Source organism: Sedimentibacter sp. MB31-C6 (genome assembly GCF_035934735.1).
Classification (GTDB): domain Bacteria; phylum Bacillota; class Clostridia; order Tissierellales; family Sedimentibacteraceae; genus Sedimentibacter.
The window spans coordinates 1,862,873-1,875,824 of sequence record NZ_CP142396.1 but is presented as its reverse complement, the minus strand read 5'-3'; the positions used below and the strand labels follow the sequence as shown (position 1 = coordinate 1,875,824).

At 31.8% G+C, this 12,952-nt stretch carries 11 protein-coding genes; 1 reads left to right on the top strand and 10 read right to left on the bottom strand.

Annotated elements, in window-relative coordinates; genetic code table 11:
• Positions 1–22 precede the first annotated feature (22 nt).
• On the bottom strand, positions 23–889 hold the full coding sequence (locus U8307_RS09005) for a glycosyltransferase family 8 protein (RefSeq protein ID WP_326907130.1): 867 nt from the start codon (positions 887–889) through the stop codon (positions 23–25).
• 216 nt (positions 890–1,105) lie between these two features.
• Positions 1,106–1,528, bottom strand: coding sequence for a hypothetical protein (locus U8307_RS09000; protein WP_326907127.1), 423 nt, complete (start codon positions 1,526–1,528; stop codon positions 1,106–1,108).
• A gap of 219 nt (positions 1,529–1,747) precedes the next feature.
• Here U8307_RS09000 and U8307_RS08995 point away from each other — a divergent pair, with 219 nt between their 5' ends.
• On the top strand, positions 1,748–2,812 hold the full coding sequence (locus tag U8307_RS08995) for a putative ABC transporter permease (protein ID WP_326907125.1): 1,065 nt from the start codon (positions 1,748–1,750) through the stop codon (positions 2,810–2,812).
• A gap of 24 nt (positions 2,813–2,836) precedes the next feature.
• On the opposite strand, the gene U8307_RS08990 is transcribed toward U8307_RS08995, so the two are convergent.
• From U8307_RS08990 to U8307_RS08955, 8 genes are all read right to left on the bottom strand, one after another.
• Positions 2,837–3,382: a TetR/AcrR family transcriptional regulator C-terminal domain-containing protein gene (locus tag U8307_RS08990; protein ID WP_326907123.1), complete on the bottom strand. Its 546-nt coding sequence runs from the start codon at positions 3,380–3,382 to the stop codon at positions 2,837–2,839.
• Positions 3,383–3,831: 449 nt separating this feature from the next.
• On the bottom strand, positions 3,832–4,125 hold the full coding sequence (locus tag U8307_RS08985) for a hypothetical protein (RefSeq protein WP_326907122.1): 294 nt from the start codon (positions 4,123–4,125) through the stop codon (positions 3,832–3,834).
• Positions 4,109–6,529: a hypothetical protein gene (locus tag U8307_RS08980; RefSeq protein ID WP_326907120.1), complete on the bottom strand. Its 2,421-nt coding sequence runs from the start codon at positions 6,527–6,529 to the stop codon at positions 4,109–4,111. Before U8307_RS08980 ends, U8307_RS08985 begins: the two co-directional genes overlap by 17 nt.
• A gap of 68 nt (positions 6,530–6,597) precedes the next feature.
• Positions 6,598–8,247 carry a hypothetical protein gene (locus tag U8307_RS08975; RefSeq protein ID WP_326907119.1) on the bottom strand — a complete coding sequence of 550 codons (1,650 nt, stop codon included), beginning with the start codon at positions 8,245–8,247 and terminating at the stop codon, positions 6,598–6,600.
• A 100-nt stretch (positions 8,248–8,347) separates the two neighbouring features.
• Positions 8,348–8,683 (bottom strand): hypothetical protein, encoded by a 336-nt coding sequence (locus U8307_RS08970; RefSeq protein ID WP_326907117.1) that lies wholly within the window; start codon positions 8,681–8,683, stop codon positions 8,348–8,350.
• Between the two features lie 39 nt (positions 8,684–8,722).
• Entirely contained in the window at positions 8,723–9,121 is a 399-nt protein-coding gene (locus U8307_RS08965; protein ID WP_326907115.1) for a hypothetical protein, read from the bottom strand.
• Between the two features lie 294 nt (positions 9,122–9,415).
• The gene (locus U8307_RS08960) at positions 9,416–10,891 is read right to left on the bottom strand and encodes an LlaJI family restriction endonuclease (protein ID WP_326907113.1); all 1,476 of its coding nucleotides are present in this window, start codon (positions 10,889–10,891) and stop codon (positions 9,416–9,418) included.
• A gap of 5 nt (positions 10,892–10,896) precedes the next feature.
• The gene (locus tag U8307_RS08955; protein WP_326907111.1) at positions 10,897–12,888 is read right to left on the bottom strand and encodes an McrB family protein; all 1,992 of its coding nucleotides are present in this window, start codon (positions 12,886–12,888) and stop codon (positions 10,897–10,899) included.
• Between the last annotated feature and the right edge of the window lie 64 nt (positions 12,889–12,952).

Here is a 12,952-nt window from a genome sequence, read left to right as displayed (position 1 = left end):
ATAAAATCTGGCTAGTAATACTTCATATTTCATTTTCTAAATTAACGTCATGTTGATTCAATTCATGATAAAAAACATCCAGAACTCCAATATACTTTTTATTCCAAGGTTTATTTCTTCCGCAGTAATGGATTACTACACTATTATCACGCACCCAATTCACATCCAGCCTTTCATTATAAGGAGGTGTAGCATTGTGAAGCGATAGAATGCGGTCACTCAGGTTATAGATTCGACTGTCTACCAGCTTTATTTTCTCACCGTAAAGTGCTGAAATTATATCTTGGTCAGGCAAAAATAACTTTGCCCAGTTTTCCTGTACAAAGACTACAATATCATTGGCATTCTGATGTTCTCGTAGGGCTTTCAGATTCATGAGCATTATACCAGAATTAATGTATGTTTTTTGCTCCCTTATGCCTAATCGAATGCAATTCATCTTATTAAAAAACGATTTGACGTGTGTACATGCTATATAATAGGCTCCTTCAAATTTCATGTTATAGAGATTATCCAGCGGGTTAATAACTACAGTATCTACGTCCAGATATAGAATTCTGTCAAGTTCTTTTGGAAGCAACGATGCAGCAAGAATTCGGTAATAAATTTGCTGAGGGTATCTAGACGTAACCGGAAAATCATTAAAGAGGTTAGGATCAACATATATATTATGAACTACCATGTTGCTACTTATGGTATTTTTGATTTCTTCAATGTCTTTTTTCGTTAAATCAGAATTTAAAATATAAACATTGTATGGTTGTGGAGATTGAAAACGGTCAATGGACTTAAGACAGCCAATCAACAGAGATACAAATTTTTTATCGATTGAAAATAATAGGTTCAATTTAGTTCTACTCTCTTTCTGTTTAGATATTTTTATAAACAAAGAAATCTGCTGGTGATGTTTCCATATTGTAAAATTTATTTGTTAATTGTAAATTTTTGCACGAATGCCGAGTTAGTCTGCTTAGTAGCCAGCAAAGCATGACCTATTTCGTGGTACGCCACTATACATTTTTCTTTTGATAACCGGCGATGACAACCCAATAACATTAATACGATGCCATAATAATAGATTAACGGTTTCTTTGAGGTTTTTACTTCATTCATTATTTTCGCTCCTTTTTTTATTTTTTTCTTCTTCTGTCAGTTGTAAATCAATGGCACAGAAAGATGCCAACAGCGCATTACGCATAGCCTGTGTAGCAAAATCAATGGCATACTCCGCATAAAGGGCAGCAGATTCGTAAGAACAAAGGGAATCTTTTTCAAGAATTTCCTTTGCCCTTTTGCTGTAATCCATCTGTGCTGCTGCCAGTTCTGACACTGCCTGTGAACGACTGTAGTCAATTCTGTTTTGAAGCAGCAAATCATTTTCTTCACTTTCTTTCTTTATTTTTATGATTTCCTGACGTATTTTATTGTGATTTCTATTCTGACAAAGCAGTATGCGACTTTGCAGATGACCGTATTGCTGATTAAGCTCATGTAGCTTTATAGCAAACATACCATTATTAAGTTCCATAGCGCATTCCTCCTAAGTTTTCTCTTATTTTATTTATATCAAAATTACAAAAATCGCGCTACTATCAACTTTTTGTATTTGTCCTGACAAAAAAGCCAATTTGTAAAATTTTTATACAAATTGGCTTTTTTGTAAATACATTATTAAAATATTGGCAGTGTTCAATAATTTAAATTTTGATAAAATAAATATACAATTAAAATGAAGGGAGAATTTATAATGCAATACACACAGGCACAATGGCTCCTGTTTTTTTACATATATTGTTTCCTGGGCTGGATTTGGGAAACATGCTATGTTTCACTTTTAAAAAGAGAATGGGTTAACCGAGGTTTTCTTCACGGTCCCATACTTCCTATTTACGGTTTTGGAGCTATCATCATTCTTTGGCTAACCATGCCCTTCAAGGACAACTTACTTCACATTTATGTGCTGGGGATGATCGGGGCTACAATTCTTGAATATGTAACAGGTGCTGCAATGGAGCGGTTGTTCCATATGCGCTATTGGGATTACAGCCATCATCCCTTTAACTTGAACGGTCACATAAGCTTGTTAACCTCATTGGGATGGGGATTCTTTTCTGTACTGTTGGTGGAAATACTGCACCCACCCATCGAACAATTGCTGCTTCAAGTTGCTTATTATACGGCTGAGCTCCTCAGCTTGATACTCACTGTTATATTTGTTGCAGATACCACAAAATCAGTGCAATCTGCTTTGGACATGAAAGAACTTATGACTAAGCTGGCAGAAAACAGCGAATATTTTGCAATGCTAGAAGACAAACTAAATGCTGCATCAGCAAATATAAGCCAAGGCTCTCAAGAGTTTCAAGAACATATACAAAGAATCGAGAAAGATTTGCAGGATAATATTGCAATATATCAACAACATAAGGAAGCAGGTCAGAGATCCCGCAAAGCATTTCTTTTAGAAAAATTACTGGAAAGAAAAGATAAAAAATCAAGATTGTTTACTTTACTTAATGAAAAGGCAGATGCAGCTATACAAGAAATTCATATACAGATGCAGTCAAACATTTCTGACAGCGAGCAAACAAGGCTGTATTCACTTCTGACACAGCTTAATGAATTTAAGACAGGACTGAAACGGGTAGAAATAAATATGGCAGCACGAAAAGATAAGGAATACCAAGTGGCTGCCAATTTCATTCGAAGAAATCCTTCTTCTGTTTCTCGACGTTTCAAAGAAGCATTTGAAGAAATTAAATTACTTAACGAATCAAGACATGAACGCCATAATATTAAAGATACCAAATAATAAAATATCACAAATTTACAGCGTTTAAATATCTTTCTTTTGAAACATTTCACCTGTCATCAGTTGATATATTTGTTTGGAAATCAAATCCAAATCTACATCTTTACGATTATGGTTGATTTCCTGCAATATACCCACAATGGCGTAAGAATAAAAATTCATTGCCATTTTTATGTCTGAACGTTTCATATCCATAAACAGTTCCTTCCTGTCAATCATTTCCTGCATGTAAGAACGGATTGTAATAATAAGAAGCCTCTCTGTTTGCTCCCTCTTTTGAGAGTTCATGAGTTTATTGATAATTTCAGGGTGTTCCTCTACAGTAGAAACAAGTATTCTGACTGCTTCTTGCATGGAAGAAGCCTTAAGGCTTTTATTCAAAATCTCTTCCATTCTTTGTTGCATGGACCATTCAATAACATCCATTATGTCCTGAAAGTGGTAATAAAAAGTCTGGCGGGTTATGGTACACTTTTCAACAATATCTTTAACAGTTATCTTGTCAACGGGCTTCTGATTTGTTAAATCAAAAAAGGCAGCAGAAATCATATTTTTAGTTATTAACGACATATTATTCTCCAATCAAAATATCTTAACATTTTATTTTACCACAAGATTCTATTTTAGATAATTACCCAAAAAAAATACTATTTCTTCTCTATCAACACAACAATCTCAACATGCCTTGAGGTGACAATAAAGATGTCGTAGGTATCTAGTATCCCCTTGGCGGAAGTGTATATTTCAGAAACAGTCGCCTAGACAATCCTTTTTTTCGGTGTTTCGACACCTGCATTTGCTTTACAATCTAAGTAAATTGTAAGCAATAAAACCTTCAAAAGTGACTAAACTGAGCACCGACTTTTGAAGGTTTTATTCATTACAATTTTGATTTGATCTGGAATATTAAAAAATATCTTAATTTATATTTTTTAATATTCCTTTACTATACTATTACAGCAGCTTACTTATACTCTCTAAAATTTTTAAATACAACGTATAATTATTCGGCATTTACTTTATTCTTTACCTAATGCTTGTTGATATGTAGCAATGCATTCTTTCAGCAACTTAATTATTCCAGGTACTTGTTCTTCAATTTCGTCTTCTCTGTCTATTGATAATTCATAGAACTCATCTTTTAAAAAAGATTCTTCCAAGAGTTTTTCGAAGAAGCCTTTTATATTTGATATTGTTTTTTCTTCTGTATTTATAATAATATCCTCACTAATTTTTTCCCCGCCTTCTTTTGAAGCATAGAGAAGTATTTCTTCTTTCTGCTTTTTATACATTAATTTAATTGTATTGTTCATCACTGGTCTCCTTTTTCAAATATTCTTTTATATATGAAACTGAAAATTTCATTCCTCTTCGCTTCAATGCATCAGGTCCTCCCTCCAATATTTTACATACATCTTCAATAAACTCTTCATCTTCAATTCCAGAACCTTTATAACTACACTTATTATTATGTTTTTGTGCTATTATAATATTTTCAGAATCTGCAGTAATTGCAACATTAGAATTATGAGTCACAAAAATAAACTGCGGTAATTTACTTTTCTCTTTTAGCTTAATTATTTTTCTTACAATATTTGAATCTATATTTTTATTATCAAGATGATCTTCTGGCTGGTCTATTAAAAGGATTATTTTATTATCATTATTTATGTTTTCTTCAATAATGTTAAATATTAACTCTAGAATCATATTAGCTTTTTCACCCGCGGATCTCTCCATTATCGATTTATTGTTTCTTTTTATATCATAATTAAACTTTGAAAAATTATCATAAAAGATGTCCTCGTAATATTCCTCAATATTGTTTTTAAACTCTTTATTTCTATGAAACTTCCCGCCATCTATTATAGTTTCTATAATTCCTCCTAATAACGATCCATTTCTATACTCTGCCCTTAAAATTAGATCTTTATAATCTTTATATCCCTTATCACATTTATACTTTGTTATTAATTGATAATCACCATATTCAAAAATACTATTTTTATTTTTATGCTTCATATATTCTTCTTCAGACATGTTTAATTCAATAATTTCACATTTTCTTTTCATTTTATTTAAAATCTTGCCTGATTCTAATATGTGGTTTTTTATAGATTCATATATTTTGATATTGCTTGCAATAGAAACTTTCTCTTCACTTTGTTTATTGTTAAATTTACCTATAATATTATCTATACCTAGTAAACTTTCGTCATATTTTTTTAATTTTTGATCCCATATACTATTTTTATTTTCTATTAACTGTATAGTTTTTTCAATTTGTTCTTGTTCTTCTTTAGAATATATAGGTGTTTTAAATATTTGTTTCTTCTTTTCATTCTTTAAATTAGATAAATCAATATCTAAATCTATACTTTCATCTAGTAATTCCTTACTTTTCATTATACGATAAAAACTTCTATCTTTTAATGCTTCATAATTAAAAGAATCCGTGATTGATTCAGACTTGAATTCATCATATCTATTAACAGCGGAACATAGTTCGCTAAAGTCTAATTCTCTTAAGGCTTCTAGTTCTGGAAACTTTATTTTTAATTTTTTTTCAAGCTTAATCTTTTCTTCTTCATCTATTATATTTTTATAAAAAAGTCCCTCATTTTGTTCAAATAATATTATTTCACACTCTCTGCTTATTTCATTTAGTGATTCTCTATACGATCCATCCGACATTCTTAATCTGAATGATTCCATATTACTTAATAATTCCCCATATTCTTTGCTATGTGTTTGTCCTAATTTTTCTTTTCCTTCTAATAATAATTTCATTAAAAAAGATTTTCCAGAACCAAATCCGCCTATAATAGTATTTTGATACTCACTAAATTTCATTATTTCTCCATTTATCTCTATATCATCCAAATAATATTTATTATTTATTAATGGAGATACCCTTCTATAACAGGTCTGTTCTTCTACATCTTCATATCCAATTCTTAGATTAGAGTCCTGAAAAGATAATTTTAAAGAATTAAATGGATATCTTATATTTCCTAATATACTTAAAAAGCTAGGCTCCTTATCTGATTCTTTTTTATACTTCGGATAAAGATCAATATTATGGCAATCCGAAAAGATTAGCATAGGTAAATCTTCATAACCATTACTTGAATAGACATTTAAAGACTCTTGTATCTTCTTTATATTATTTGAATCTTCATAAGCGTCAAATACCATTGTATTTAAACAGTCGATTGCATTTTTTTTCATATCTTTATTTTTAAGGCCTTTGTGTTTATTGTTAAAATGTGGAATTAATATGAAGTTTCTTTCACCATTATCATTCATTGTTTCAAAAATTTTGCTAATATTAGGTTGCTCTTCTTTATCTTTATCATTAATTAAGTCATTTATTATTCTTTCGATTTTATCTAAATCATAGGTTTCAAAAAATAGCAAAGCATGAAAGACCTTGTCCCCATATATCTTAGAATCTTTAATATCTAGTTCAACACCTATAATAAAATTTAAATCTTGCTCGATAAACTCTTCTTTCTTATCTACAAGTTCTTTATATAATTCTTTATTAATTATATTGTGATCTGTAATTGAAAATATATTTATATTTTTCTGTTTTAATTTAGAGATTAGTTTATCTGCATTGTATTTAGGACCCCCGTAATCATTATCTTTAGTTTCATTGCTTATCCAGCTATGTATATGCAAATCCATTCTCAACCATCTAGAAATTGACATTTTATCCCTCCTTTTTTGTATTAACAGCCAATTTAAATCAAAATTTTCATGAGTTATTTATATAATATTTACCACCAATAGCCTCTAGGTTTTTTCAGAACCTTCTGCTCTTCGCTTTTCTCATGTTCACGTCTTCCAAACAATTCATCTTCTCTTGCTATTATAGGATCAAACCAATCTGCTTTTTTCTTTGCCCACTCAATCCATTCAGCAGTTGCTTCATCGCTCAAATCTGCTCTTAACTCTAATGCTTCTATATAAGCTCTGATTTTACAAGCAACTTCATAATCCTGTGCGATATTTGTTAGTGAAGCGGTTTTATCGGCTTCTTCACTATATAATTTTTCTCGCTCTTCACGAAGCCTTATCTCTTCTTCTCTTTTCCTCTTAGCTTCTTCATCCGCTTCACGTTTTTTCTTGACTACTTCAGATTGTTCATATAAATCTATCAGCATATCACCAAGACGGGATTCTATTTTTACTTTCTCAGAATCTCTGAAATACTTGTTATTGAGAATAGATACCTTTAGCTTACCGTTGAAAATGTAATCATATTTTCTGATATTAGGTTTGCTTGCCCACCTATCATGTCGTATTTTATCCTCATAAACAACTAATTCTTGAGCTTCCTGTCTAGTAAGTTCATGTTTAACTTCATCTTGTCCCTCAAATACTTTAAGAGTTACTCTTTCATTTCTAATTATAAGTGAGAGATCATCATTAACAGACCCTCCTAATAACTCAATTTGGCGGTATAGTGTATCTAGTATTCTATGTACACGAGGAAGTGTTTCATTTGAAATAACACCTGCTAAAAATGGAGGAGGCGTCGAATAATTCCTAAAGCCTTTTTGAGCTTTTTCTTCTTTCCTATCATTTTTATTCCATTCTCTTACTTTCGGATGATATTCCTTAATTTTTTTATGTAGTTTTTCTTTATCATCTGTTAACTGAATCTGTTCGGCTGCAAGCAAAACTTTCTGTCTCTCGTCTTCTGGTAAAAAATCCAGACTTTGCTCTTTAATAACTTTAACTTCTTTATAGGTTTTATAACCAATAATTTGATTTGATCCTTCCTTTGCAGGAAGAGGGGTTTTTTTAAGTTTTTCTCCTGCGCGTACTCTTGCCCAGTATCCTCTCGGAGGAACTGGAATATCAAGTGATTTACAAATCTTATGTATCATGACATCGGATACTCCATATACAGCAGCAACTTGAACTACAGGTTTCTCCCATACTTCCTCATATAATTTTTCTCTGTTATATACATTAAGATTGTCTGTTAGACTAGAATCTTCAAGACTCATTTCATCACTTTCTTCGTTGATTTCAATTGATGATTTTTCCCTATTATTTTCAGCTTCAACTACAGATTTTTCTTCCATATCTTCTGTTTCTATCTCTTTATGTTCTTCATCTTTTAAATCAGTTTTTTCTGATATAATTGAACCACTAGAATCTTTTATTCCGTGGTTATCAGTAGGAAGTATAACTTCCTTTTCTGGATGTTCCGGTAGCTGAGTTTTTTCAACAGCTTTTCCAAAGCTTAGTTTTGTCCAGTATCCGGAAGGCGGAGTAGGAATTTGTTTCTCTTTACATATTCTAAGAAGTTCACTATAAGGAATATTATATTTTCTTGCAGTACCCGCCGCTGAAATTTCCCATATTTCATTATATAAAACTTCTCTGTTCATTTTAATGAATCTTTTATCAGCCATAGTAACCCTCTCTTTACTATTTCTTAGTTACAATATGAAACCTAAAAAAATCATAAATCACTATCTTTATTATTTAGCGAAAACGCATACTCAAATAGTTCTAAATCTCTTGTTCCTCGTTTCCGCTTAATATAAAAAGCAAGTCTTTTTTCATTTCTTCAAATTGAGATATAATTGTATTAAGACTTTTTTCTATATTTTCAACTTGAACTTCTGAAATCCTTCCATATTTATAAGCAATCAGTCTTTCGGCAATAATATGGTAACTCCAACTTTCAGAATATCTGTCTTCATTATGAACGGCAAACCCAATCGGCAGCAGATTGTTTCTCATTCCTATACTTACTGCCATTGGGGATATCCCAAGATATTCAGAAGCTATCTTACATGTAATCTTAGGAAACTTCCTTAGTTCTTCATCTGTATATTTTCCCATGTATTTTCCTCCTATCTGCTTAGGATAAATTTATAATCATTACAAAAGTTCTATTATGATGTCTATAGGTGATACCCATTGAACTTTCACCTCATCTCCAACTCTAGCACCACATCTATTGAACCATCTTCCTAAAGCTTTTAGATCACCATTTCCTTCAAATTGTTTTGCATAAATATCACCTGATTCTTTACTTCCCGCTGCTTTCAATACTCCCTCAAAATAGCCATCTGCCGATATACAATTAAACAAATTATATCCCAGCCCAGTATGAGAATGGTTGCTGTTATAAATCCCGAACCTCCGTGCATAATTTAATGGTATCGGAATATACCCTTCTCCGTCGATTGGTTCTCGTGTATCTGTATATCTATACTTCCCCCAATCGATGTGAGACGGTTTTAGTTCTACAATAAAATAATCTCCTGCTTTTGGCATGAAAATATCCTCCTTTATTATTAATTGTATTTTATTATTTACTACAACTGAACTATTACTATGTTAAAAACAGCCGCTTCAAAAGACGACTGTATAACATTTTGAAAGAACAGAAACAAAAATCATTACCTATAAAAATCCTTAATTGCAGAATTGTTTTATGATTATTTATTTTAACTTTTATGTCTAATTCTAATATTGAGTTTTTATATTTCTTGTTTTAAAAAACAAATTATTATCTATACTTTGTTATATACCCATTAACTATATAAATCTTAATGTCACTTTGTAAAATTAGTCTAATTCTAAAATCGAAACATCCATTATTTCATTGCTGAGGTAATAATTATACATCATTTCTGCAGGCAATAAACGAATCTGAATATCCTGAAGCCCTAAATTACTGAGCATATCCATCTTAACTCTGCCTTTTTTAACAATTTTATTATCCTCTGTCGGCATCAGAAAACAGTTTTTAACTACCTCTATTTGATGATCAGATATAAACCTTTTATATGCCAGCTGATAAAGATACTGCTTCGTAACGTCTCCGACACCTGGATTCCCTCTAAGCTCCTGACCCTTTTCCAGATTTATATTGTAATACTTTGCATCAAATATAAGAAACTGCATCTTTTCATCTTGATAAGAAATTGTTACAAGATCAGGTATCAATGTTTCACTTGAAGTTTTATTAAACATTCCTCCATCAGTATCAATTCCTGTCCATATCGGTCTTTCAATTATATCTATCAACTTATTATTGGATTTATACTCTTCACATACGGGAACTGGTAATTCAAGCTGTTCAATAGCAGAATGAAGTTTATTATCAAATACTTCACTGCAAACATCCTCCCATACAAGATTAAAGCTGTTTGTCCCATACATGCTTATTCCATAACTGTCCTGCAAAGTACGTTTATGAGCCACATATGCATAAATAGTCTTAAGGAGTATCTGTTTTCTTGTATTAAACTGCACATTCAGTTCAGACTCCAATCTATATAATATATAGTTCGTATCACCCAATGAATCCAACAAATCATCTGTAAGGCTAACTTCTGTCATATCAAACAATTCAAGCAGTCCTGAATCTTTTAATTGATCTGAGCACTCTGTTAATATGCATTCATGCAGCTGCTTAAAGAAGTCATGTTCATCATCAACTGTTTTCTTAGTATAGAGTTCTATATAATAGGGACGATTATTACTGATAATGGCAAACCCATCACTTATTGTTTTGTCCCATAAAATTTCACCCTCACCATTGACTTCAATAATATCTTCAGTATTATTATAGATTCCATATTCATGGTAATCATTCAATAAAAATAATATGACAGCCAAAATATTAAAACTGCTTAAATCTCCGTCACCATTAAATAGATTTATAATTTGTTCTTTAGATCCATATTTGCTGATAACTTTTAAAATTTGTTTCATCTCACTTAGTGGTTTATCCTCAGACAGCAGATACTTGGGATAACACTTAATTATTCTAGAACCAATTGTAATAACACCAACATAAGTGAAAACATAAAAATAATCATCATTACCAGATATGACATCTACAATTTCAATGTCTTCATCCACCAAATCAGATAATTCTCTCTGTCTAGTGCTGCCTTTTACAGACTTCAATACCCCAAATGCTTTGAGGTTTTTAATAAAAGTTTCAGTTTCTCCAGATGATAATCTGAAGATTTCACTTAAATCATTTTTAGCATATCTCTTCTGCTCTCTGACAAACTCAGATATAATCTCCATGCCCTCTACACTCCTTGCTTATTATAGATGTCACGGAATCTGCTTCCAAAGATATCAATACCTAATTTATCGAAGGCATTGCATACAGATGAATACTTACTGCTGTCACAGCCTTCAAATAAATTATGCTTATGTTGTTTTGCTGCATCCTCATATAGATACATAATAACCTTACTTTTAAATGCACCAATAAATTTATCAGAATTTGCAATATATCCTTTTTCATCAGTTTTAATTATTTGCTTTGAAAGGAAAAATGGTCCCATCAGCTTATCTTCATTTATCTTATAATCCACTGAAAGTTTTTCATTAATAGCTTTTCTCAGCTTATTCCAATCAACTTCGAGGGCATGAGTATCTGAACCAATAATAATCTTGCCATTTATCTCAGCATCATTTTGATTAATTCCAATGTATTCAAAATCCCAACGTCTTCTGAAAGCAGTATCCATAGGAAATACTCCTTGATCAGCGCTGTTCATAGTTGCCCAAATAAACATATTATCAGGGATCTTAATCCTGTCGTAGTTCTCTGGATTCCCTCCCAATTTTAAAGCGAGGTAGTTCTTTAAATCTTCGCTGGCCTGAATATTATATTCACTTACATAATCTTCATCTCGATCCAGCAGCTGAAAAACATCCCCGAATACGGCAGCTACTCTGGCTCTGTTTATTTCTTCAATCAACAGCAAATGGGGTTTTGGGCTCTCAGTTTTTCCGCTTTTTAAAGCATCAACATAAACCCTCATAAATGGACCTGGAACAAATTTATATAAAATATTACCCTTCTTATCTGAAATCGGTTTATAAGTTCCGACAAAGTGCGCATACGAATAATCCGGGTGGAACGTAACTCTCTCGTAGGTTCCGCCTGCATCTTTCATTAATTCATCACAGTCTTCTCTCAGCTTATAACTTTTGCCAGTTCCCGGTGCACCGAAAATAATACGATTTCGTTCAAATTCAGGTACAGAAGTGTATCCCGTATTGTAAACTATTTCCTTATATTCTTCATTTTTTTCTGAATCCTCATCTGCTGGGACATTCCCATTTCCTCCCTCCGGATTTATTTCTCCATTATCTTCATCTTCTCTAAGTATCATATTTAACGTTGTTGCAATGGAATCTTTGATATCTTCTCCATACATAGTTTCAACTTCAATTAATTTGGTAGCAGCACCTTTTACACGTATAAGGGTTCCTTTATCTATTAATGCATCTAAATCTGATTCAATATTAGGACTCAATTCAAGCATTGCTCTCATTAACGCAATAGCATTCTTTTCCTGTATTTGTGATAATGCCTGATTCGGTTCCCATTTAACAATAGGTCCAATTCCAATAATCCCATAAGTGTCTCTGTAAGGCAGTAAATCTTCTCTCTTAATTGGTTTATCCAATAATAATTTCATATCAACTTTAACTCTATAATTTTTACCGCTGTAGCCTATATCATACGGCTCCTGAGAAATCACTCCCATACCAGCGAGCCCAGTTTCCCACTTTGGCTTATCCCCTCCTAATACGATAAAAACAAGCTGTCCCAACTTTAAAGAATCCTGTAAAATATTAAGTCCATTAAATTCTATATTGCTGTTTCTCGCTAATATCTCACTAACTGTATCAGCATCCTTAGTTTTAATGCTAAAATACGGTTTGCCGGCATCTTCCGCTTCTTCTATAATCTTTTCTGCAGCTTCTTCAATTTCATCCAAAGAAAAATCTTTATACTTTATATACATATTATAAAGAAACTTGCTCCTCTTTTCCAAAGGTCTGTCTGTCCAACCCTTACGCCCATTATCATACAAAGCATCAAAAGCATCTCTGTCATTTTTAGCTTTTGAATAGGTAAATCCGTATTTATTAGCCACTTTCGTAAGAGCATTTACACATCTCTTGTTTGCATAACGTTCATCTGAACTTTTTAACTGAGCAAAATATAGGCATACTAATGCCAGTTTCTCATTTGAGCTTATCGAAGATAAATCTATCATATACTACCTCCTCAATATTAATGTATCTTTATAAGATCTATTAAAAATCAATATCCTTATCTGT

Bases quoted from the DNA above. Each gene is read 5' to 3' on its own strand.
- U8307_RS08990 (WP_326907123.1), bottom strand. From the start codon at position 3,382: ATGTCGTTAATAACTAAAAATATGATTTCTGCTGCCTTTTTTGATTTA.
- U8307_RS09000 (WP_326907127.1), bottom strand. From the start codon at position 1,528: ATGGAACTTAATAATGGTATGTTTGCTATAAAGCTACATGAGCTTAAT.
- U8307_RS08985 (WP_326907122.1), bottom strand. From the start codon at position 4,125: ATGAACAATACAATTAAATTAATGTATAAAAAGCAGAAAGAAGAAATA.
- U8307_RS08980 (WP_326907120.1), bottom strand. From the start codon at position 6,529: ATGTCAATTTCTAGATGGTTGAGAATGGATTTGCATATACATAGCTGG.
- U8307_RS08975 (WP_326907119.1), bottom strand. From the start codon at position 8,247: ATGGCTGATAAAAGATTCATTAAAATGAACAGAGAAGTTTTATATAAT.
- U8307_RS08955 (WP_326907111.1), bottom strand. From the start codon at position 12,888: ATGATAGATTTATCTTCGATAAGCTCAAATGAGAAACTGGCATTAGTA.
- U8307_RS08970 (WP_326907117.1), bottom strand. From the start codon at position 8,683: ATGGGAAAATATACAGATGAAGAACTAAGGAAGTTTCCTAAGATTACA.
- U8307_RS08995 (WP_326907125.1), top strand. From the start codon at position 1,748: ATGCAATACACACAGGCACAATGGCTCCTGTTTTTTTACATATATTGT.
- U8307_RS08960 (WP_326907113.1), bottom strand. From the start codon at position 10,891: ATGGAGATTATATCTGAGTTTGTCAGAGAGCAGAAGAGATATGCTAAA.
- U8307_RS08965 (WP_326907115.1), bottom strand. From the start codon at position 9,121: ATGCCAAAAGCAGGAGATTATTTTATTGTAGAACTAAAACCGTCTCAC.